We start from the raw sequence: 22,441 nt of genomic DNA, 5'->3' as shown, positions 1-22,441 counted from the left end.
CCATCGATATTTTTTGCGTTTCTTAAGGTTTCTGAACTCCTTTCTGTTCTGTTTTAATAACCAAATTTCCAGGGTGTTTTTTTATTAAATACTCTTCTTATACGAGGGTAAATGCCTTTTTCAATTTTAGGAAAAGTGACTGGTTTTTATTTTAAATGGGAGGGGAGAACAGGGCTGGTAATTTTATGCGCGGCTTCACGTTAATATTTCTGATATAAATTCGCCCGGCATTTTGCCCGCCACGCGGCGCCTGCGGATTTAACCAGGGGTTTTGTGCAAATTGATAGGAATGACCCTGGCCGTACTGGTACACTATAGCGGCAATCAGCAACGAGGCTAAAACACGGGTTAACGGTGTTTAGATGAATTATTCCTTATAAATCAATGATGAATCACGAATGAGCTACCAGGTACTGGCCCGCAAATGGCGTCCCCAGGCGTTCAGTGATGTCGTCGGTCAGGAGCACGTGCTGACCGCGCTGGCTAACGGCCTGTCGCTTGGCCGCATCCATCACGCTTACCTTTTTTCCGGCACCCGCGGCGTAGGGAAAACCACTATCGCCCGTCTGCTGGCGAAAGGCCTTAACTGCGAAACCGGCATTACCGCTACGCCCTGCGGCAAGTGCGATAACTGCCGTGAAATCGAACAGGGACGCTTTGTCGATCTGATCGAAATCGACGCCGCTTCGCGCACCAAAGTCGAGGATACCCGCGATCTGCTGGACAACGTGCAGTACGCGCCGGCACGCGGCCGCTTCAAGGTCTACCTTATCGACGAAGTCCATATGCTCTCGCGCCACAGCTTTAACGCGCTGTTAAAAACGCTGGAAGAGCCGCCCGAGCACGTTAAGTTTTTGCTTGCCACTACCGATCCGCAAAAGCTGCCGGTGACCATTCTGTCCCGCTGCCTGCAGTTTCATCTCAAGGCGCTGGATGTCGCCCAGATCCGCGGCCAGCTCGAGCACGTGCTGCAGGCGGAACAGATCGAAGCGGAAACGCGCGCGCTGCAGCTGCTGGCGAGAGCCGCCGATGGCAGTATGCGCGACGCGCTAAGCCTCACCGACCAGGCTATTGCGATGGGGCAAGGGCAGATTACCACCGCGACGGTCAGCAGTATGCTCGGCACGCTGGATGATGAGCAGCCGCTGGCGCTGATCGAAGCGCTGGTGAACGCCGAGGGCGAGCAGGTAATGGCTCTGCTGAATCAGGCCGCTTCGCGCGGCGTCGAGTGGGAGGCGCTGCTGGTGGAGATGCTGACGCTGCTGCACCGCGTGGCGATGATTCAGCTGCTGCCTTCCGCGTTGGGCGAAGAGTTTGCGGGCGTGGAGCCGCGTCTGCGCGAGCTGGCTCGGGTACTGCCGCCTGCCGACGTGCAGCTCTATTATCAGACGCTGCTGGTTGGCCGCAAAGAGCTGCCGCTGGCGCCCGATCGCCGCATGGGCGTGGAGATGACGCTGCTGCGCGCGCTGGCTTTTCATCCTAAACAGGTGATTGCCGAGCCGGTGGCGCGGCCTGCGATGGTACCGCAACCGCAGCCAGCAGCCCCGCAGGCGGCCCGACAGCCGGAGAATATTCCGTCGCCGTCCGTGGTCAACAGCGAACCGCCAGCGGGGCCGGCGCCAACACATGCCGGGCAGAACAGCGCGCCGCTCCCGGACGCCACCAGCCAGCTGCTGCAGGCGCGAACGCGACTGCGTCAGCAGGGAGCGACCAAAGTAAAAAAGAGTGAGCCGGCAGCGCCCAACGCGCGGCCGGCAGCCTCGGCGCTGGAGCGGCTGGCTGCCGCGACCGAGCGTGGCCAGCAGCGGCAGAGCGCCGTTGCCGCGCCTGAACCGGTAAAACCGGAAGCCTATCGCTGGAAAGCGCAAACCGTCGAGGCGAAGCCAGAGCCGGTGGCGACGCCCAAAGCCTTGCGTACGGCGCTGGAACATGAGAAAACCCCGGAGCTGATGGCGAAACTGGCCGCAGAGTCGCAGCAGCGCGACGCCTGGGCGGCAGAGATCGCCGGGTTGACGCTGCCGAAACTGGTGCAGCAGCTGGCGCTGAACGCCTGGAAAGAGCAGACGGAAAACGGCGTTTGCCTGCATCTGCGCTCCAGCCAGCGCCATCTGAACTCGCCTTCGGCGCAGAAAGCGCTGAGCGAGGCGTTAAGCGCCGCGGCGGGCAGGCCGGTTGAACTGACGCTGATTGAAGACGATAATCCGGCGGTGTTAACGCCGCTGGAATGGCGACAAAAAATCTACGAAGAGAAACTGGCGCAGGCGCGTCAGTCAATTATCGCGGATAATCATATTCAGACGCTGTGTCGTTTCTTCGACGCGGACGTGGATGAAGAGAGTATTCGCCCCCTTTGAAACGCTGCGCCCGGGCTTCGGCGCGAGTGCGGCCCTTCTTGAAGAGAGAGAACTATGTTTGGAAAAGGCGGACTGGGCAACCTGATGAAGCAGGCCCAGCAAATGCAGGACAAAATGGCGCAGGTGCAGGAAGAGATCGCAGCGATGGAAGTCACGGGCGAATCGGGCGCGGGCCTGGTGAAGGTGACCATCAACGGCGCGCACAACTGTAAGCGCGTGGAGGTCGATCCAGGCCTGCTGGAAGATGACAAAGAGATGCTGGAAGATCTGGTCGCTGCTGCCTTTAACGACGCCGCGCGTCGCGTCGCGGAAGCGCAGAAAGAGAAGATGTCAGCGGTCTCCAGCGGGATGCAGCTGCCGCCTGGCTTTAAGATGCCGTTCTGATGCAGACCAGCCCGCTCCTTGAAAGCCTGATGGAGTCGCTGCGTTGCCTGCCCGGCGTGGGGCCGAAGTCGGCGCAGCGCATGGCGTTTCAGCTGCTGCAGCGAGATCGCAGCGGTGGTATGCGCCTGGCGCAGGCGCTGACCCGCGCCATGTCGGAAATCGGTCACTGTGCGGATTGCCGCACCTTTACCGAGCAGGAGATCTGCACCATCTGCGCCAACGCTCGTCGTCAGCAGACCGGATTAATCTGCGTGGTTGAAAGCCCGGCCGATATTCACGCCATTGAGCAGACCGGCCAGTTCGCCGGCCGTTACTTTGTGCTGATGGGGCATCTTTCGCCGCTGGATGGCATTGGCCCGAACGATATCGGTCTTGACCGGCTGGAACAGCGGCTGGAAAAAGAAGCGATTCAGGAAGTTATCCTGGCCACCAACCCAACGGTAGAAGGGGAGGCGACCGCCAACTATATCGCTGAACTGTGCGGACAGTATGGCGTTGATGCCAGCCGTATCGCGCACGGCGTACCGGTTGGCGGCGAGCTGGAGATGGTGGACGGCACCACGCTGTCGCACTCTCTGGCCGGGCGCCACAAGATTAAATTTTAGTCATTTAACGGCACGATACGTCGTGCCGTCTTGAAAACCCGCCAGTTGACCCCATTCTACCTCTCATCGTAAACCGCCAAGTTAACTGAGGTAGCAATGACCATGAAAGGACAAGAGACGCGTGGCTTCCAGTCAGAGGTAAAACAGCTTCTGCACCTGATGATCCATTCCCTCTATTCAAACAAAGAAATCTTTCTGCGCGAACTGATCTCCAACGCCTCTGATGCGGCCGACAAGCTGCGCTTCCGTGCGCTCTCTTCGCCGGATCTCTATCAGGGCGACGGCGATCTGCGCGTACGTGTTTCTGTTGATAAGGAAAATCGTACCCTGACGCTGAGCGACAACGGCATCGGGATGACGCGAGAAGAAGTCATTGAAAACCTGGGCACCATCGCCAAATCGGGCACCAAATCTTTCCTGGAGTCGCTGGGTTCCGATCAGGCAAAAGACAGCCAGCTGATCGGTCAGTTCGGCGTCGGCTTCTACTCCGCCTTTATCGTGGCGGACAAAGTTTCCGTACGTACCCGCGCGGCGGGCGCCAGCGCCGATGAAGGTGTGTTCTGGGAATCTGCGGGCGAAGGCGAATACACCGTCGCCGATATCACCAAAGAAGATCGCGGCACCGAGATCACGCTGCATCTGCGTGAAGGCGAAGATGAGTTTCTGGACGCCTGGCGCGTGCGCAGCATCATCAGCAAATACTCTGACCATATCGCGCTGCCGGTAGAGATCGAAGAGCATAACGAGGAAGAAAAAACCTCAAGCTGGGAAAAAATCAACAAGGCGCAGGCGCTGTGGACGCGTAACAAGTCCGAGATTAGCGACGACGAGTATAAAGAGTTTTATAAGCATATCGCCCATGACTTCACCGATCCGCTGACCTGGAGCCATAACCGCGTGGAAGGCAAGCAGGAGTACACCAGCCTGCTCTATATTCCTTCCCAGGCGCCGTGGGATATGTGGAACCGCGATCACAAGCACGGCCTGAAGCTGTACGTGCAGCGCGTCTTTATCATGGACGACGCCGAGCAGTTTATGCCGAACTATCTGCGCTTCGTACGCGGTCTGATAGATTCCAGCGATCTGCCGCTGAACGTCTCCCGTGAGATCCTGCAGGACAGCCGTATTACCCAGAACCTGCGTAACGCGCTGAGCAAACGCGCGCTGCAGATGCTGGAGAAAGTGGCGAAAGAGGACGAAGAACAGTATCAGAAATTCTGGCAGCAGTTCGGTCTGGTGCTGAAAGAAGGCCCGGCGGAAGACAGCGCCAACAAAGAAACCATCGCTAAGCTGCTGCGCTTCGCCTCTACCAGCAGCGAAGGCTCCGCACAGACCGTGTCGCTGGAAGACTATGTCAGCCGCATGGTGGAAGGTCAGGAGAAAATTTACTACATCACTGCCGACAGCTATGCCGCCGCGAAAAGCAGCCCGCATCTGGAGCTGTTCCGCAAGAAAGGCATTGAGGTGCTGCTGCTCTCCGATCGCATCGACGAGTGGATGATGAGCTACCTCACCGAGTTCGACGGCAAGCCGTTCCAGAGCGTCAGCAAAGCCGATGAGGCGCTGAGCAAGCTGGCCGACGAAGAGAGCGAAGAGCAGAAAGAAGCGGAAAAAGCGCTGGAGCCGTTCGTGGAGCGCGTGAAAACGCTGCTGGGCGACCGCGTGAAGGAAGTGCGCCTGACGCATCGCCTCACCGATACGCCTGCCATCGTCACCACCGATGCCAACGATATGAGCACCCAAATGGCAAAACTGTTTGCCGCGGCGGGCCAGGCTGTGCCGGAAGTGAAGTATCTGTTCGAGCTGAACCCGGATCACGCGCTGGTGAAACGTGCTGCGGAAACGCAGGATGAAGCCCGCTTTGGCGAGTGGATCGAGCTGCTGCTGGATCAGGCGATGTTTGCCGAGCGCGGCACGCTGGAAGATCCTAACCAGTTTATCCGCCGTATGAACCAGCTGCTGCTGGGCTAAAACCGCTTAAAGCGGAGAGTCGAGGTTTTCGCTCTCCGCTTTTTATCTTCCAGGTAAAAGCTTCCTTCTCCCGCCAGCCTCTCCTGCCCAAAATCTTCTGCCGATAAGGTTAGTGATGGTAACAATTCTGCTATCGTCAGGTGAAAGAGTCTGAAAACAGGGCTTTCAGCCCGCCAGCCTTCATAACGCGCTAAAGCTGCGTCAATAATGCCGAAAGCCCTTTACGTTACCGGTAACTTCAAGGCGTAGTTACCAGGCTTAACCGCCGCGTTCCTTGTGGATACAGGGGCATGATGGTATGTTCATGCCCTACATAACTTGATTAAAGCGATTCGCAAGGGGATTTACGCAATGCGTATTATTCTGCTCGGTGCTCCGGGTGCAGGTAAGGGGACTCAGGCTCAGTTTATTATGGAGAAATACGGCATTCCGCAGATCTCCACGGGCGACATGCTGCGCGCAGCGGTAAAAGCCGGCAGCGAGCTGGGTCAGCAGGCTAAAGAGCTGATGGACGCGGGCAAGCTGGTCACTGACGAACTGGTTATCGCCCTGGTTAAAGAGCGCATTGCTCAGGAAGATTGCCGTAACGGCTTCCTGCTGGACGGCTTCCCGCGCACCATTCCTCAGGCTGACGCCATGAAGGAAGCGGGCATTAAGATCGACAACGTGCTGGAGTTCGCCGTGCCGGACGAGCTGATCGTCGAGCGTATCGTCGGTCGCCGCGTACACGCGCCTTCTGGTCGCGTCTACCACGTGAAATTCAATCCGCCTAAGGTTGAAGGCAAAGATGACGTGACCGGCGAAGAGCTGACCACGCGTAAAGACGATCAGGAAGAGACCGTGCGCAAGCGCCTGGTGGAATACCATCAGATGACCGCGCCGCTGATCGCCTACTACAGCAAGGAAGCGGAAGCGGGCAATACCACTTACCACAAAATTGACGGCACCCGTAAAGTGTCTGAAGTCAGCGCCGAGCTGGAAAAAATCTTCGGTTAATGCCTTTCAGGGCCGATGAAAGTCGGCCCTACTACAGCAATTGGTTTTCCTTCCCCGATTTTCCGCTAAAATGATTCTCGTTTTCATCACCTGAGATGCCAGATAAGGAATAACAATGCGGCAAGATAAACCCGGCGTGCTGCTGGTGAACTTAGGCACGCCTGACGCGCCCACCACGCCTGCTGTTAAACGCTACCTGAAACAGTTCCTCAGCGATAAACGCGTAGTCGATACGCCGCGTTGGCTGTGGTGGCCGATTCTGAACGGCGCGATCCTGCCGATTCGCTCGCCTCGCGTCGCCAAACTCTACGCTTCGGTGTGGATGGAAGAGGGCTCGCCGCTGATGGTTTACAGTAAACGGCAGCGTGCGGCGCTGGCGGCGCGGCTCGATATGCCCGTAGAGCTGGGCATGAGCTACGGCAACCCCAGCCTGAAGAGCGCGCTCGACAGCCTGATGGCGCAGGGCGTAACCCGACTGATCGTGCTGCCGCTTTATCCGCAGTTTTCCTGCTCTACCGTAGCGGCGGTGTGGGACGGCATTACTGAGGTTTTTGCGGGCTATCGCAGCCTGCCTTCGGTGCAGTTTATTCGCGACTACGCCACGCATCCGACCTATATTGCCGCGCTGAAGGCGTCGGTGGAGCGCTCATTCGCCAAACACGGCAAGCCGGATCTGCTGGTGATGTCCTTCCACGGCATTCCGCAGCGTTTTGCCGATGAAGGCGACGATTATCCGCAGCGCTGCCGGGAAACCAGCGAAGCGCTGATCGCCGCGCTGGGCCTGAAAGAGCACGAAGCGATGCTGACTTTCCAGTCGCGCTTTGGCCGCGAGCCGTGGCTGACGCCTTACACCGACGAAACCATGCAGTCGCTACCGGCGAAAGGCGTGAAGCACGTACAGGTTATGAGTCCCGGCTTCTCCGCCGACTGCCTGGAAACGCTGGAGGAGATCAGCGAGCAGAACAGCGAGTTCTTCCTGCATGCGGGCGGCGCCAAGTTTGAATATATTCCGGCCCTGAACGACGACGAGCTGCATATCGATATGATGGTCGAGCTGGTCAACAGCCAGCGTTAAAACTCTGGGGTGTGGGCAGTCAGCCGCATCCCTGTTATCATTGCCTGCCTGTATCCCTTCCTGAAGTCAGCAACATGAAATTTCCCGGCCAGCGTAAATCCAAACACTACTTTCCCGTCAGCGCCCGCGATCCGCTGCTCCAGCCCGTGCAGCAGGAGAGCGAAACCGCGACCAGCTGGATAGCCGGCATCGATCAGATCCTGGTGGATATCGAAGCGAAAGTGGATGACGCTTTTATTGCGCGTTATGGCCTGAGCGCGGGTCACTCGCTGGTGATTGAGGACGACGTTGCCGAAGCGCTCTACGCGGAGCTGACGCGCGATAATCTTATTACGCACCAGTTCGCCGGCGGCACCATCGGCAACACGCTGCACAACTATTCGGTGCTGGCGGACGATCGCTCGGTGCTGCTGGGCGTAATGTGTAGCAACGTGCAGATCGGCAGCTACGCCTACCGCTATCTCTGCAATACCTCCAGCCGTACCGACCTGAACTATTTACAGGGCGTGGATGGCGCAATTGGCCGCTGCTTTACGCTAATCGGCGAGCATGGCGAGCGGACTTTCGCCATCAGTCCGGGCATGATGAACCAGCTGAGCAGAGAGAGCATTCCGGAAGAGGTGGTCGCCGGCGCTTCGGCGCTGCTGCTGACCTCCTATCTGCTGCGCTGCAAGCCGGACGAACCGATGGCGGAAGCGACCATGCAGGCCATCGCCTGGGCGAAAAAGCACAATGTGCCAGTGGTGCTGACGCTGGGAACTAAATATGTGATTGGCGATAATCCGCAGTTCTGGCGCGATTTCCTGCGCGATCACGTTTCCGTAGTGGCGATGAACGAAGAGGAAGGCGAGGCGCTGACCGGCTTCAGCGATCCGCTGCAGGCGGCCAATATGGCGCTCGACTGGGTGGATCTGGTGCTCTGCACCGCCGGGCCGAACGGCCTCTATATGGCGGGCTATACCGAAGAAGAGGGCAAGCGTAAGACTCAGCATCCGCTGCTGCCCGGCGCTATCCCGGAGTTTAACCAGTACGAGTTCAGCCGCGCCATGCGCTATCAGGATTGCGAGCAGCCGCGACGGATTTTCTCGCATATCGCGCCTTACATGGGCGGCCCGGAAAAAATCATGAACACCAACGGTGCGGGCGACGGCGCGCTGGCGGCGCTGCTGCATGATATCACCGCCAACGACTATCATCGCCTGAACGTACCCAACTCCAGCAAACATGGCCGACGCTATCTGACCTACTCCTCGCTGGCGCAGGTTTGCAAATACGCCAACCGCGTCAGCTATCAGGTGCTGAACCAGCACTCGCCGCGCCTGACGCGCGGGCTGCCGGAGCGCGAAGACAGCCTGGAAGAGTCCTACTGGGAAAGATAAGCGCTGCGCCTCAGGTCGGGCAGGCCTGCGGCGCCCGATCTTTTGCAGCCAGCATAATGTTTAACATGCTGTTGGCGATCTCCCGCTCGCCCATTACCACCTGATTCGCGCCGCGTTCGGTAATGTAGTTCACCTCTTCGTCGTGATGAGCGCGGGCGAGGATCTCAATTGCCGGACGCTTCTCGCGTGCCGCGATAACAATCTCGCCCGCTTCAAATCCGTTGGGAATAGTCAACAGCAGCCAGCGCGCGCAGTCCAGGCGCGCCAGATCCATAGTTTCCGGGCGGGCGGCGTTGCCCAGCACCGCGCTGATCCCTTGCGCCCTTAGCGCTTCCACCCGCGTGCGGCTGTTCTCTACCACCACAATCGGAATATTGCTCTCCATCAGCATTTTTCCCAGCAGGCTGCCGACGCGGCCAAAGCCGACGATAATGGCATGGTTGCAGAGATCGACCGGGATTTGCTGCTCTTCCTGCATCGCCTGAGCCTGCTGCTGTTCCTGCTGCGTCTCTTTTTTGTCCAGATAACGCTGCAGCAGCGCGAAAAGAACGGGATTGAGCATGATGGAAAGGATAGCGCCGGCCAGCACCAGATTGCGGCCTTCCTCAGGCAGCAGCTTTAGCGAAATGCCTAACCCAGCCAGGATAAAGGCGAACTCGCCGATCTGCGCCAGGCTGACGGAAATCGTCAGCGCCGTGCGGCGCGAATGGCCGAACAGCAGGACCAGCAGCAGCGCCGCCAGCGACTTGCCCAGGACGATAATCGCCAGCACGCCCGCGACGGCAAGCGGCTCTTCGACCAGGATCATGGGATTAAACAGCATACCGACTGAAACAAAGAAGAGCACGGCGAAGGCGTCGCGCAGCGGCAGCGTATCGTGCGCGGCGCGATGGCTCAGCTCCGATTCGTTCAGCACCATGCCCGCGAAGAAGGCGCCCAGCGCGAAGGAGACGTCAAAGAGCTCTACCGCGCCGAAAGCGATGCCGAGCGCCAGCGCCAGCACCGACAGGGTAAAAAGCTCTCTTGAACCGGTAGCGGCGCTGCGGGCGAGGATCCAGGGAACGGCGCGTCGTCCCACCACCATCATCAGCACCATAAAAGCGACAACCTTGCCGATAGTAAGCAGCAGATCGAGCAGCAGCATACTGACGCTGGCGTTGCCTTCCTCGAACATGCCGGCGATGGCCGGCAGCAGCACCAGCGCCAGCACCATCACTAAATCCTCCACGATCAGCCAGCCGATAGCGATCTGCCCGCGTCGGGAATCGATAAGCTGACGCTCTTCCAGCGCGCGCAGCAGCACCACGGTACTGGCGGTGGAGAGACAAAGACCGAAGACCAGGCCGGTCATCCATGACCAGTCCATCAGTGATGCAAGCCCCATACCCAGCAAGGTGGCGACCGCGATTTGCGCGACCGCGCCGGGGATCGCGATGGATTTAACCGCCATCAGATCCTTTAGCGAAAAGTGCAGCCCGACGCCGAACATCAGCAGGATTACGCCCAGCTCCGCCAGCTCCGGCGCCAGATTGGTATCGGCCACAAAGCCGGGCGTGAAAGGGCCGGCCAGCACGCCAGCCAGCAGATAGCCGACCAGCGGCGAAACGCGAAGCTTGTTCGCCAGCATACCCAGGAGAAAAGCGAGAACTAGTCCGCCGACTATAGTGGTGATAAGCGGGGTGGTGTGGTGCATGCTTTTCTCCTTGTATGTGCAAATGTATCCGAATGTAAGTTTAAAGTGTATGGCATAACCGGCTGCTTCGCTCAGAATATTGGTTTAAAAAAGCGAAAAAAAAGCATTAGCGGCAAAAAACCTCTTAATCTCCTCTTTTTTATCAGTTAAGCGTCTGAAGAGTTCAGGGTGAAGGCTTCAACAGGCTGAATTACGCAATTATCTGTGGAAGTGCGGGCCTTTTTCCTGCGTGGGAGTGGTGCGGAACCGGGCTGAGTCCTCCATTTTTGCTGGAACCCTGCAGATTTAACAGACATCTTCCCGTCACGCTTAGAGTGTTTAAATTGTCTTTCGGGACGGGTGCCATGTGCCGCTTGCCATTCGACGCGCCTGTAGTAGATTGCTACCTCAGACCGCCAGCTTTACAAGTGCTTAAACAAGGAGATCCGCTGTGCTCTTACTGAAGAAAAAAACGCTGACGCTGTTGGCGCTGGCCATACTTGGCGCGCCGATTGCTGCTCAGGCCTGGGTAAAAGATCGGGTATACAAATTTACCGTGCTGCATACCAACGATCATCACGGCCGCTTCTGGCAGAATGAGCACGACGAATATGGCCTGGCCGCGCAGAAAACCATGATGGATCAGATTAAATACGACGTGCAGGCGCACGGCGGTGCGGTGCTGATCCTCTCCGGCGGCGATATTAATACCGGCGTGCCGGAGTCCGATTTGCAGGATGCCGAACCCGATTTTCGCGGCATGAATCTGGTTGGCTATGACGCGATGGCGATCGGCAATCACGAGTTCGACAATCCGCTTTCCGTGCTGCGTCAGCAGCAAAAGTGGGCGAAGTTTCCACTGCTTTCCGCCAATATTTACCAGAAGAGCACCGGCAAGCGCCTGTTCCAGCCCTGGGCGCTGTTTAACCGCATGGGACTAAAAATCGCCGTTATCGGATTGACCACCGACGATACGGCGAAGATCGGCAACCCGGAATATTTTACCGACATCGTTTTTCATAAACCGGCGACGGAAGCGAAGGCGGTAGTGGAAGAGCTGCGCCAGCACGAAAAACCGGACGTGATTATCGCCGCGACCCATATGGGGCATTACGACAACGGCAACCACGGTTCTAATGCTCCCGGCGATGTGGAAATGGCGCGTGAGCTGCCCGCAGGCTATCTGGATATGATTGTGGGCGGTCACTCGCAGGATCCGGTCTGTATGGCTAAAGAAAACGTCAAGCAGAGCGACTACGTGCCGGGCACGCCGTGCCAGCCGGATCGGCAGAACGGCACCTGGATTGTACAGGCGCACGAGTGGGGCAAATATATCGGCCGCGCCGATTTCACCTTTCTTAACGGCAAGCTGACGCTGGAGCACTATGAGCTGGTGCCGATCAACCTGCGTCACAAGGTAACCAACGCCGACGGCAGCGTCAGCTGGATCAACTATACGCAGGAGATCGCCAAAAATCCGGCAATGATGAAGCTGCTGACGCCTTTCCAGAAAAAAGGGGAAGCGCAGCTTAATGTGAAAATCGGCAGCGTCGACGGGCATCTGGAAGGCGATCGCAGCAAGGTCCGCTTTGTGCAGACCAATCTCGCCAGAGTGATTCTGAGCGCGCAAATGGAGCGAACCGGCGCGGATTTCGCGGTAATGAGCGGCGGCGGCGTGCGCGATTCTGTTGAAGCCGGCGATATCACCTATAAAGATGTGTTAAAAGTGCAGCCGTTCGGCAATACGCTGGTTTACGTCGATATGAAAGGCAGCGAGGTGGAAAAATATCTGGCCGTGGTGGCCAATAAACAGGTCGATTCCGGCGCCTACGCCCAGTTCGCCAACGTCAGCCTGACGGCCGACGACAGCGGCGTTCACAACGTCAAAATCAAAGGCGAGCCGCTGCAGGCGGATAAAACTTATCGTATGGCGACGCTCAGCTTCAACGCTACGGGCGGAGACGGCTATCCGGTAATTACGCAGCTGCCGGGCTACGTCAACACCGGCTTTGTCGATGCCGAAGTGCTGAAACAGTATATTGAGAAACATTCGCCGTTGCAGGCCGCCGCTTTCGCCCCGCACGACGAAATTCTTTATCAGCAAAAAGCGGCGGCTACGGAGCAGAAAGCCGACGAGCCGCCAAAAAAATGGCGGCTGGCGCGTATTGAACTGGCTATGCGCGAGGCCTGGTCGTCACTGTTCTGAGGGAACGCGATGCGCTTTGTGCTGCCATCTGGCGCGAAGCGTATCGTACAGCCAGTTGTAGACGACCGTGTAGGGCAGAAAAAACAGGAAAAAACCGATTTCCAGTAGCAGCGCCTGCCACAGCGAGACGCCCAGCATCCAGGCGGCGATCGGCAGGCCAATCAGGATAAAGCCGCCCTCAAAAGCCAGCGCGTGCAGAATGCGTAGCGGCAGGCCGCGACGCCCGTTCGGGAACAGACGATCGAAACCGGCGTTGTAGATCATATTCCACAGCATAGCGACGGTCGACAGCATCACCGCCAGCGCGCCCATCTGGAAAAGAGGTTTATCCATTACCCACGCGGCCAGCGGCGAAACCAGCACGATGGCCAGCGCCTCAAACCCAACCGCATGGAAAAAACGTTCTTTTAATGTACGGCTCATTTACTCTCCTTAACGTCAGGCAACCATTTTGCCCGCAAATTTTGTTAAGCTGAAATGAACACCTATCGAAAAAAGCGATACTTTGATGCGTTATTCACCTGAATCTCTCCAGGCTTTTGTGCAGACCGTGGAAAGCGGCTCTTTCTCTGCGGCGGCGCGGGCGCTGCGCAAAAGCCAGTCCACTATTAGCGCCGCCGTCGCCAATCTGGAGGCGGATCTGGGCTTCGCGCTGTTCAGTCGCGACGCGCGTTCGCCAGTTCTGACGGAAAACGGACAGCGAGCGCTGATTCAGGTCAGGGAAGTGCTGGCGGCCAGCGAGCGGCTGGATGAGCTGGCGATTCGTCTGACCGGCGAGGTGGAACCCTGCCTGAGCATGGCGATCTCCGATTTCTGGCAGGCGGATTATCATGAATCGCTGCTAAGGCGCTTTGCCGATCGCTATCCGCATATTGAATTTGAATGCATGATCGCGGAAGACGCTGACGTTATCGATCTGCTGCAGGCCGGCCGGGCGCATATTGGTGTGATCCGCGTGCAGCCTCATTACCCGGCCGATATCGCCACGGCCAGACTGCAGGTGCAGGCGCAGATGGCAATTTATCTGCATCAGGATCATCCGCTGGCGCAGCAGGCGAGCGTCAGCGAGAAAGCGCTGAAAAACGAGCGGCAGCTCTGCCTGAACACCTGGGTGGAGAAGCAGCGTCCGCATTCGGGGAACGGCGTCTGGTCGGCGCCTTCCTATCTGCTGCTGCTGGAGATGGCGGAGCAGGGCTTTGGCTGGACGATACTGCCGCGCTGGCTGGTGCAGCAGTTCGGACATCAGGTACTGCGCGAACTGCCGGTCAGCGGCTGGCCGCAGAACCTGTCGGTGGATGTCGCCTGGTCCCGTACTTCGCCGCCTGGCCCGGCAGGATGCTGGATGACGGATCAGCTGCTGGCGCAGACTAACTAGCTCCGCTCGCGCTTCGCGATATCGGCGAAGCTGGCGGCTAGCTGACGCGCCAGATCCTGTGGCGCGATCTCTATTTCCAGCCCGCGCCGTCCGCCGGAGACAAAAATGGTGGGAAACTGTTCCGCCAGTTTATCGACCACCACCGGCAGACGCTTCTTCTGCCCCAGCGGGCTGATACCGCCAAGCTGATAGCCCGTCACGCGCTGGGCGATTTGCGGATCGGCCATCTCGACTTTTTTCGCGCCGAGCGCTCTGGCGACATTCTTCAGGTCCAGCTGGCTGGCGACGGGCGTTACGGCCACCGCCAGCGTCTGCGGCTCGCCGTTTAACGCGACCAGCAGCGTCTTATAGACCCGGTTTGGATCCTGATTCAGCTTGCGCACGGCTTCATCGCCAAAGTGGGTGTCGCTGCTGTCATGGTCATAGCTGTGCAGCTGGAATTTTATCTTTTGTTTTTCAAGCAGTTTTACGGCTGGCGTCACGGGTTTGCTCCATCAGGCTCGTCAGGAACCGACTGGTGAAAAAAAATACTGGCGGAATTGTGGCTTTCAGGCGACAATATGCACCCTTTCGACAGCTGTCGAAGGCGAACTAAAACCAGAAAAAAAAGATCTTATTCATGGCCGGTAGCGATATTGGCCTTTTTTTTCGCCTTTTTTCAACAGCCCGGGCAAGTTTCCTTCGCCATAAAGGTGCAGCGCGCCGACCGCGACAACATAATTTCCGGGCGGCAACGCCGTCAGCTGATGTTGCCAGCTTCGGTTGCGCTGCAGCATCAGTACCTCGTTCAACGAACTGTTAAAGGTGCCGGGCAAAACAGGATGACTGTCGGCAGGCGGCGACTCCAGCCACCAGCCGATCATGGTTTGCAGCAGGCGAGCGTTGGTGTGCCAGTGCTTTAGCGTATCCTGCAGCAGCGATAATCCCTTGTCCGGCAGCGCTTTCAGCAGCGCCAGCTGCGCCTGTGGCCCTTCCAGCTCAATGATCTTTTTCCCCTGCGCCTTCGCCGCGCCCAACAGTTGAAAATCGATGCCGTAGTCCGCCCGCAGCCCCAAACGCTGTGCCTGCTGAGCCTGCAGCATCAGAGCGATTTGCCAGGCAGGCAGCGTGTCGATCGCTTCCGCATCAATAGCCACCTCACGACACAGACGCTGCAGCGCCTGTAGCTCTTCGGCGTTCAGCCGCTCCGCCAGCGACGGGCAGACTTCGCTTTCGCTAAAAGGCGAGGCGCCGGAAGTAATATCCGCTTCGACGATCAGCGCATCCGCCTGCGCCAGCTTTTTCTGCAGCGGCGTCGGCAACGGCATCATGGTTTGTGTTCCCATATGAATGCTGCCGACCAGATGCAGACGGCGAGCGCCGAGCGTCATATCCTGCGCCGGGTAGGCGTAGCGCGTCGGCGAGAGTTTGCGCCACAGCGCCGCAGCCTGCTGCAATAGTTTTCCCATAGGCTCCGCCTCGTTAGTTTTGATCATGCTAACGGTTTAGCTTAAGAAGGAACAGAGCAGAACGGGGCTTTCAGACAGAGACTAAAGGCGTCTGGTAGCCTGCACGGCGGCGTGCCTGGAGGCGGCGAGGGCGGCGGCTGAGCCTCCGCTAAGTCAGCCAGCGACAGGGCCGGGTTCAGTCGCAAGTCGAACATCGCTGTTTCTGAGAGGCATATTGACAGAATGGCGTTTGCCAGCTTCCAGCCTGACTCAGCGTAAAACGTCTTATTAAGCGATTAAACCTGTTTACCGCGTATGGCAAACGCCATCAGTTTCGCCACGTTGCCGCGTACGGCGAAAACGACAATGCCGCTCAGCAGATTGAACAGTGCCATCGGCCAGCTGCTTTGATAATAGCCGAATAGCCAAAGCAGGGCGAAGTTGCTATAAAATAAAATTAAACCCGCTGCAATCCAGGAAATTGCCTTTTTATAAGTTTTATCTGCTTTATAAAAAAGCATAATCCGAAGCGCTATCGCCACGCAAATCGCCGCATCGATGAGGCTTAACAGATCGGTTTTCATTATTTTCCTCCCAGCAACTTCTTGATAAAAGGCAGCTCCATTAAACCGCCATTTTTAAGCCAGAAATAGCCCTGCACGGCCAGGGCGGAGATCAAAACGGCGGCTAACGTATCCAGCCTGCTTTCCCTGTAATTAAAATATTCTGCCGCCTGGTGAGCGACAAAGCTGGCGCCGGATACGCCAACAGCGTAGCCAAATATAAAGTAACCCAGCACCTGACGACGGTTGAGGTTAGGGGCCGTCACCACAAAGCAGATGGAGCCGGCCAGCGCGCCGAAGGCGATCGCATAGTCGACAGAGGTAAATAACTCCAGCAAATTCAGCGCTACCGTTTCCCAGCCTTTAGGGCTTTTTGCTGTTATCATCGTTACAGTTGCTGCCATCACCTTATCCTCCGCACACAAAAATTGCTGCTGGCGACCCGGTATCGTTGATATTCCTTGTAATGTTGCAGCCGCTGGCTAACAGAAAGCATCGTTTGTCTGGAAAAAGGCTACCGATAACAGAATCTGCCTGCATTGAGATTAACTTTCTCTGAGCTAATATATTGGGAGGCAGAAGATAAAGGCATTATTTATTCTTTATTAAGATAAACAGGTAGCTTAAATGAATTTTGGTCATGCGCTAATTTGAAAGCGTATGTTGCTTTGAATAAAGCAGACGATTTGCAATGGGGTTGCAGGTTTATTATTAATATTAATGATGGCGGTGTTACGTTTTAAATAAAATGCAGAGGTTAAGAGAGAAAGCCTTACAACACTTATTTGCCGGCATAAACAGAGGCCCAGGCCACTTTTTATGCCGGCTTTATAGTTCTGGCTTTGCGAACAGAACCCGTGCTATTTCTGCGGCGGTCGGTAGCGAAGCAGGCGGTTGGCGTTACTGACTACCGTAACCGAAGAGAGCGCCATCGCGGCGCCGGCGACCACCGGGCTCAGCAAGGTTCCGGTCAGCGGATAGAGCACGCCAGCCGCTATCGGGATGCCGCAGGCGTTGTAGATAAAGGCGCCCAGCAGATTCTGCTTCATGTTTCGCAGCGTCGCTTTCGCCACGGCCAGCGCATCCGCAACGGCGGCAAGGTTGTGGCGCATCAGCGTAATGCCCGCCGTCTCAATCGCCACATCGCTGCCGCTGCCGATAGCGATGCCGACATCCGCCTGCGCCAGCGCCGGCGCGTCATTGATGCCGTCGCCAATCATGGCTACGCGCGCGCCCTGTTGCTGTAGCGAACTGATTGCCGCCGCCTTGCCGTCGGGCAACACGCCGGCAATGACTTTCTCTATGCCGGCCTCTCTGGCAATAGCCTGGGCGGTCGCCTGATTGTCACCCGTCAACATCACCAGCTGATAGCCCTGCTGGCGCAGATGCCGCAGCGTGGCGACGCTCTCCTCGCGCAGCGAATCGCGTAGCGAGAACATCGCCTTTAGCTGGCCTTCCACGGCCAGCAGCACCGGCGTCATGCCTTTTGCCGCCTGAGCCGCGATAAGCTCATCCATCTCTGCGGTAGCCACGTTTTGCCGCACCATCATTTCGCGGTTGCCCAACCAGCAGGTTTCGCCCTGAACCTGGCCACTGACGCCCAGGCCGCCCAGGGTTCGAAAACCGCTGACTTCTGGCAGCGCAAGCCCTTGCGCCCGTTCGATCATGGCGCGCGCCAGTGGATGTTGCGATCCCTGTTCCAGCGCCGCCGCCAGCGTCAGCGCCTGCTTTTCGTCAGCGCCGTTAAACAGCGTTATCCCGACTACCCGAGGTTTGCCCTCGGTCAGCGTGCCGGTTTTATCAAACACCAACGTGGTAAGCGTGCTGGCGCGCTGTAGCGCATCGGCATCGCGTACCAGCACGCCGAACTCGGCGGCGCGACCCATACCGGCCATCAGCGACATCGGCGTAGCCAGACCCAGCGCGCAGGGACAGGCGATAATCAGTACCGTGGTGGCAATAACCAGCGTATAAACAATCTGCGGCGCGGGGCCGATAAAGTACCAGATCGCGCCGCTCACCAGCGCTATGGCTACCACCGCCGGAACAAATATGGCAGAAATTTTGTCTACCAGCCGGCCAAGTTCCGGCTTGCTGCTCTGCGCCTGACGTACCAGATGTACGATGCGCGACAGCGTTGTGTTTTTACCGACCGCGCTGGCGGTAAAGAGCACGCTGCCGTCCTGTACCATCGTGCCTGCGTGTACATTGTCGCCTGGGTTTTTTTCCTGCGGCAGCGCTTCGCCGGTCAGCATGGCTTCATCCAGCCAGGCTTCACCCTGAGAAATCACGCCGTCAACGGGCACGCGATCGCCCGTGACAAGGCGCAGCGTCATTCCCGGCGTCACTTCACTAAGCGGAACAACTTTCTCTTCGCCTGCCGCCACGACTCTGGCGACGGGCGGCGTCAGATCCAACAGACGTTCGAGCGCCTGTGAAGAGCGCTGACGCGCGCGCTGTTCCAGCATATGGCCCAGATTGATCAGACCGATAATCATCACGCTGGCTTCATAATAAAGATGGCGCGCTTCTGGCGGAAAAGCAGCGGGCCAAAGAGTGACCGCGCTGGAGTAAAGCCAGGCGGCTGCCGTGCCAAGCGCCACCAGCGTATCCATCGTGGCGCTGCCGTTCAGCAGGCTGCGCCAGGCGCTGCGATAAAAATGGCCGCCCGCGACAAGCATAATCGCCAGCGTAACCGCGCCCAGCGTCAGCCAGGTCGCACGGTTATCGGCCGTCAGCACCATATTATCGCCAATCATGCCCCAGCCCATCAGCGGCAGACCGAACGCCAGCGCCAGCAAGGCCTGCCAGCGAAAGCGGCGCATCGCTTTCAGCGCCGTTTGCTGCTGTTTCTCGCGCCGTTCGCTCTCGTCCTCAATGATTTCAGCCTCATAGCCCGCGTCCCGCACTGCCTGAATCAGCGAAGCGGGCGATGCTTCTCCCATCACCAGCGCGCTGCGTTCCGCTAAATTCACCTGCGCTCTGGTGATGCCGGGCACCTGCCGTAGCGCGTTTTCCACGCGGCTAACGCAGCTGGCGCAGCTCATGCCGTCAATCAGCAGATGAAAGCTGTCGTCGTCCGCCGGAAGCTGAGAGTGGACCGCTGTCAGCGCTTCCGGCTGGGATTCTGATTCTGTCAGCGGTTCAGGCTTTGGGCGCGCGCCGTCCGCCGGCACGGCGTGATAGCCCGCCTTTTCGACAGCGTCGATAAGCGTCTGCGTGCTGGCTTCGCCGGTCACGCGCGCTTCATGAATGGAGACTTCAGCCTGTTCGACATCGGCAAGCTGCTCCAGCGTCTCTTTAACTCTTTTTACGCAGTGGCCGCAGGAAAGGCCGTCCAGCGTCAGCAAGATCGTATGTGACATATAAAACTCCTTGCGAATAGGTTTCAGTATCAACGGTAGATAAGGGTAAACCTTCCATCAAGGGGAAGGTCAAGCCAGTTTTGATTCACAGAGAATCCTGCCCTGATCACACCGCCGTTGTTTTGCAGGCGCCTCCATCTCCGGGAAAAACAGCCTGCGCTTCCATTTATAGCTATCGGGCAGAAGCGTTTTAGTCTCCCTCGGGAGAGTGCTAAAATTGAGCGAAATTCAGCAGATGAGATCGCGTATGAACATCAGCGACGTAGCCAGAAAAACCGGGCTGACCAGCAAGGCCATCCGTTTTTACGAAGAGAAGGGCTTGCTCACGGCTCCGGAGCGGGCCGAAAACGGCTATCGCAACTACACGACAAAGCACCTGGAGGAGCTGACGCTGCTACGCCAGGCCCGACAGGTAGGCTTTAATCTGGAAGAGTGCCGGGAAATGCTTTCGCTCTTTCACGATCCGCACCGCCACAGCGGTGAAGTGAAAGCCAGGACGCTGCATAAGGTTGCAGAGATTGAAGCCCATATCAGCGAACTGAACCAAATGCGCGAGCGCCTGCTGGCGCTGGCCGCCAGCTGTCCGGGCGATGAGAGCGCCGACTGCCCTATTATCAATAACCTGGCGGGATGCTGCCGCAGCGAAAGCGTGCGTTGAAGGCGCTTCAGGAAGGCTGGCGTCAGGCCCGATCACGGCGAGCGGCTGATTTTACTGATTAGCCTCGCCGCTCAATGGTTGTTCAGCTGCTACCAGAAGAGTGTTTGACAACACGCAGCGTGATGCCTTCCACCGCAACGACGGTAACGGATGTGCCGGCCGGCAGGTTTTCCGCGGCCTGAACCCGCCAGCTGCTGTCGCCTACGCGGATATGTCCGGTCCCTTCCTGCAGCGGCTCCTCCAACAGCAGCGTCGTGCCAATCAGCTGATTGCCGCGCTGGTTAAGCGAAGAGGGCGGCTCTCTGCGTTCCCGGCCGCGCAGCCAGCGATACCACCACAGCGCGGAAAGAATAGTCAGCATGGCGAAACAGAGACCCTGCCATTCCCACGGCAGCGGCACCAGCCAGACCAGCAGGCTGACCAGCACCGCAGCAATGCCGCTCCACAGCAGGTAGCCGCTGGCGCCCAGCATTTCGGCGGCCAGTAAAATACCTCCCAGCGACAGCCATAGCCAGGCTGGATTGGCTAACAGGTCGGCCATTATGCCTCCCGATCTTTTTTGGTTTCCTTCAGCAGTTCCGAGATGCCGGCGATGGAGCCCAGCAGGCTGGAAGCCTCCAGCGGCATCATAATCATTTTACTGCTGTCGGAAGTGCCGATCTGCTGCAGCGCGTCGGTATATTTTTGCGCGACAAAGTAGTTAATTGCCTGGATGTCGCCGGCTGCGATCGCTTCCGACACCATCTTCGTGGCGCGTGCTTCCGCCTCTGCGCTACGCTCGCGCGCTTCAGCCTGTAAAAACGCCGACTGGCGCTCGCCTTCCGCTTTAAGGATTTGCGCCTGTTTTTCACCTTCCGCACGCAGGATGGCAGCCTGTCGTACGCCTTCCGCTTCCAGAATATCGGCGCGTTTAGTTCGTTCCGCCTTCATCTGCGCATTCATCGACGCCGTGAGTTCCGCTGGCGGCCGCACGTCGCGGATTTCAATACGGGTGATTTTCACGCCCCACGGATTGGTGGCTTCATCAACAATACGCAGCAGCCGGGTATTGATGTTATCGCGCTGTGACAGCATCTCGTCCAGCTCCATGGAGCCTAATACGGTACGCATATTGGTCATGGTAAGATTAACGATCGCCAGCTCAAGGTTGCTGACCTCGTAAGCAGCGCGAGGAGAGTCGATAACCTGAATAAAGCAGACCGCGTCGATAGTGACGCTGGCGTTGTCCCTGGAGATGATCTCCTGTGAGGGAATATCCAGCACCTGCTCCATCATATTGATCTTGCGGCCAACACGATCCATAAAAGGCACCAGAAGGTTAAGGCCAGGCTGCAGCGTTTTGGTGTAGCGGCCGAAACGTTCCACCGTCCACTGATAGCCTTGCGGCACGATTTTGATGCCCGACCAGACGATAACCAGGGCGACAAGAATAATAACGGGAATAACCGTAAACATATAACCTCCGGATTGTTGAAAAACGGGCTGATTCATTCAGCCCGTACGCATTATTAATAGAGCAGCGAGTAAAGCTGACGGCGATATTTCGCGGCCAGCGCGTCGCCCGTGCCCAGCGCCGCCAGAATTTCCTGCAGTATTTTACGCGCCTGGCCGTCCGCCGCGCCCAGATCCTTTTGCAGATGTCCGAACAGCAGCGCCAGCGCCTCTTCGTTGCGGCCAACCTGATGCAGCTGTAGCGCCAGCTTGGTTGCCAGTTCAGCGTTATCTGGATCGGCTTCAATCTGCTGTTGCAGCTGTTGAATTTCCGGCGTATCGGCCGCCTGCTTCAGCAGATCGATCTGTGCAATCAATCCCTGGTAGCGGGTATCTTTATCCTGCAGCGGCACCACATCCAGCACCGTCTGGGCTTCATCGCTGCGGTTCAGGCTAATCAGCGCCTCGGCCAGCAGAAAGCCCATTTCGCTGTTCTGGTTGCTTAACTGCCAGGCTTCCTTCAGCAGCGGCAGCGCCTCCAGCGGCTTGCCTTCCTGCAGCAGCTGCATACCCTGCTGCGCCTTCAGCTCTTCCTCTTTCGGCAACACTTTGTGCAGCAGCGCGCGAATGGCTTCTTCCGGCTGCGGCCCCTGGAAGCCATCTACCGGTTGACCATTCTGGAAAAGATACACGGTTGGAATTGAACGAAGGCCAAACTGCTGCGCGACAGCAGGCTCCGCGTCGCAGTCCAGCTCGGCAAGGATAAACTGACCGGCGTACTCCTGGGCCAGCCGCTCCAGCACCGGCGTCAGTTCCTGACAGTGCTGACTGCGCGCAGACCAGAAATAGAACAGGACAGGAACCTGCATCGACTGTTCGAGCGTCTGATGCAGATTGCTTTCGTTAATAGTGACAATAGCAGCTTGTGATGACATGAATTTGTCTCTTTATACTGGGTTTCTTACTCTATTGGGGCGGAT

The 22,441-nt window shown here is 57.7% G+C and carries 20 protein-coding genes and 1 other annotated feature; of the genes, 10 read left to right on the top strand and 10 right to left on the bottom strand.

The window, feature by feature from the left end:
* Nucleotides 1-398 precede the first annotated feature (398 nt).
* The 7 genes from dnaX to MKZ79_RS17785 all read left to right on the top strand — a co-directional run bounded on the left by dnaX (nucleotide 399) and on the right by MKZ79_RS17785 (nucleotide 8,764).
* Nucleotides 399-2,354 carry a DNA polymerase III subunit gamma/tau gene (gene dnaX / locus MKZ79_RS17815; RefSeq protein ID WP_336143975.1) on the top strand — a complete coding sequence of 652 codons (1,956 nt, stop codon included), beginning with the start codon at nucleotides 399-401 and terminating at the stop codon, nucleotides 2,352-2,354.
* Nucleotides 1,699-1,760, top strand: a sequence feature (DnaX frameshifting element). Its footprint overlaps the gene before it by 62 nt.
* Before the next feature lie 54 nt (nucleotides 2,355-2,408).
* Nucleotides 2,409-2,738: a YbaB/EbfC family nucleoid-associated protein gene (locus MKZ79_RS17810; RefSeq protein ID WP_336143974.1), complete on the top strand. Its 330-nt coding sequence runs from the start codon at nucleotides 2,409-2,411 to the stop codon at nucleotides 2,736-2,738.
* Nucleotides 2,738-3,343, top strand: a complete 606-nt coding sequence (gene recR, locus MKZ79_RS17805) for a recombination mediator RecR (RefSeq protein ID WP_336143973.1) — start codon at nucleotides 2,738-2,740, stop codon at nucleotides 3,341-3,343. The genes MKZ79_RS17810 and recR overlap by 1 nt, the downstream gene beginning before the upstream one ends.
* Nucleotides 3,344-3,439: 96 nt before the next feature.
* Nucleotides 3,440-5,314 carry a molecular chaperone HtpG gene (gene htpG / locus MKZ79_RS17800; RefSeq protein ID WP_336143972.1) on the top strand — a complete coding sequence of 625 codons (1,875 nt, stop codon included), beginning with the start codon at nucleotides 3,440-3,442 and terminating at the stop codon, nucleotides 5,312-5,314.
* A 351-nt stretch (nucleotides 5,315-5,665) separates the two neighbouring features.
* Entirely contained in the window at nucleotides 5,666-6,310 is a 645-nt protein-coding gene (gene adk, locus MKZ79_RS17795) for an adenylate kinase (RefSeq protein WP_336143971.1), read from the top strand.
* Nucleotides 6,311-6,425: 115 nt separating this feature from the next.
* The gene (gene hemH, locus MKZ79_RS17790; protein ID WP_336143970.1) at nucleotides 6,426-7,385 is read left to right on the top strand and encodes a ferrochelatase; all 960 of its coding nucleotides are present in this window, start codon (nucleotides 6,426-6,428) and stop codon (nucleotides 7,383-7,385) included.
* 74 nt (nucleotides 7,386-7,459) lie between these two features.
* Nucleotides 7,460-8,764, top strand: coding sequence for an inosine/guanosine kinase (locus tag MKZ79_RS17785; protein ID WP_336143969.1), 1,305 nt, complete (start codon nucleotides 7,460-7,462; stop codon nucleotides 8,762-8,764).
* A gap of 10 nt (nucleotides 8,765-8,774) precedes the next feature.
* Here the strand turns inward: MKZ79_RS17785 and ybaL are convergent, their stop codons facing one another.
* Entirely contained in the window at nucleotides 8,775-10,457 is a 1,683-nt protein-coding gene (gene ybaL, locus MKZ79_RS17780) for a YbaL family putative K(+) efflux transporter (protein WP_336143968.1), read from the bottom strand.
* A gap of 439 nt (nucleotides 10,458-10,896) precedes the next feature.
* Between ybaL and ushA the strand changes: the two genes are divergently transcribed.
* Complete coding sequence (ushA, locus tag MKZ79_RS17775; protein WP_442897175.1) at nucleotides 10,897-12,642, top strand: bifunctional UDP-sugar hydrolase/5'-nucleotidase UshA; 1,746 nt, start codon at nucleotides 10,897-10,899, stop codon at nucleotides 12,640-12,642.
* Here ushA and MKZ79_RS17770 read toward each other — a convergent pair.
* Nucleotides 12,631-13,065, bottom strand: a complete 435-nt coding sequence (locus MKZ79_RS17770) for a multidrug/biocide efflux PACE transporter (RefSeq protein ID WP_336143966.1) — start codon at nucleotides 13,063-13,065, stop codon at nucleotides 12,631-12,633. The two genes, ushA and MKZ79_RS17770, sit on opposite strands and share 12 nt — an antisense overlap.
* A gap of 85 nt (nucleotides 13,066-13,150) precedes the next feature.
* Here MKZ79_RS17770 and MKZ79_RS17765 point away from each other — a divergent pair, with 85 nt between their 5' ends.
* Complete coding sequence (locus tag MKZ79_RS17765) at nucleotides 13,151-14,017, top strand: LysR family transcriptional regulator (protein ID WP_336143965.1); 867 nt, start codon at nucleotides 13,151-13,153, stop codon at nucleotides 14,015-14,017.
* Here MKZ79_RS17765 and ybaK read toward each other — a convergent pair.
* The 5 genes from ybaK to copA form a co-directional block, all read right to left on the bottom strand.
* The gene (gene ybaK / locus MKZ79_RS17760; RefSeq protein ID WP_336143964.1) at nucleotides 14,014-14,499 is read right to left on the bottom strand and encodes a Cys-tRNA(Pro)/Cys-tRNA(Cys) deacylase YbaK; all 486 of its coding nucleotides are present in this window, start codon (nucleotides 14,497-14,499) and stop codon (nucleotides 14,014-14,016) included. The two genes, MKZ79_RS17765 and ybaK, sit on opposite strands and share 4 nt — an antisense overlap.
* A 135-nt stretch (nucleotides 14,500-14,634) precedes the next feature.
* Entirely contained in the window at nucleotides 14,635-15,465 is an 831-nt protein-coding gene (locus MKZ79_RS17755; protein WP_336143963.1) for a TraB/GumN family protein, read from the bottom strand.
* A 275-nt stretch (nucleotides 15,466-15,740) separates the two neighbouring features.
* Entirely contained in the window at nucleotides 15,741-16,028 is a 288-nt protein-coding gene (locus MKZ79_RS17750; protein ID WP_336143962.1) for a phage holin family protein, read from the bottom strand.
* Nucleotides 16,028-16,411, bottom strand: a complete 384-nt coding sequence (locus MKZ79_RS17745) for a putative holin (RefSeq protein ID WP_336143961.1) — start codon at nucleotides 16,409-16,411, stop codon at nucleotides 16,028-16,030. The genes MKZ79_RS17750 and MKZ79_RS17745 overlap by 1 nt, the downstream gene beginning before the upstream one ends.
* Before the next feature lie 456 nt (nucleotides 16,412-16,867).
* Nucleotides 16,868-19,372, bottom strand: a complete 2,505-nt coding sequence (gene copA / locus MKZ79_RS17740; protein WP_336143960.1) for a copper-exporting P-type ATPase CopA — start codon at nucleotides 19,370-19,372, stop codon at nucleotides 16,868-16,870.
* A 247-nt stretch (nucleotides 19,373-19,619) separates the two neighbouring features.
* On the opposite strand from copA, the gene cueR reads away from it, so the two are divergent.
* Entirely contained in the window at nucleotides 19,620-20,030 is a 411-nt protein-coding gene (gene cueR, locus MKZ79_RS17735; protein WP_336143959.1) for a Cu(I)-responsive transcriptional regulator, read from the top strand.
* Between the two features lie 82 nt (nucleotides 20,031-20,112).
* On the opposite strand, the gene MKZ79_RS17730 is transcribed toward cueR, so the two are convergent.
* The 3 genes from MKZ79_RS17730 to MKZ79_RS17720 are packed head-to-tail and all read right to left on the bottom strand — an operon-like array spanning nucleotide 20,113 to nucleotide 22,396.
* Complete coding sequence (locus MKZ79_RS17730; protein WP_336144009.1) at nucleotides 20,113-20,574, bottom strand: NfeD family protein; 462 nt, start codon at nucleotides 20,572-20,574, stop codon at nucleotides 20,113-20,115.
* Nucleotides 20,571-21,485, bottom strand: a complete 915-nt coding sequence (locus MKZ79_RS17725; protein WP_336143958.1) for an SPFH domain-containing protein — start codon at nucleotides 21,483-21,485, stop codon at nucleotides 20,571-20,573. The genes MKZ79_RS17730 and MKZ79_RS17725 overlap by 4 nt, the downstream gene beginning before the upstream one ends.
* A 53-nt stretch (nucleotides 21,486-21,538) precedes the next feature.
* Nucleotides 21,539-22,396, bottom strand: coding sequence for a co-chaperone YbbN (locus tag MKZ79_RS17720; RefSeq protein WP_336143957.1), 858 nt, complete (start codon nucleotides 22,394-22,396; stop codon nucleotides 21,539-21,541).
* Between the last annotated feature and the right edge of the window lie 45 nt (nucleotides 22,397-22,441).

This window comes from Erwinia sp. CGal63 (assembly GCF_037026505.1).
GTDB lineage: Bacteria > Pseudomonadota > Gammaproteobacteria > Enterobacterales > Enterobacteriaceae > Erwinia.
Note: the sequence above shows the minus strand (reverse complement) of the source record. Positions and strands in the feature narration are given on the sequence as shown.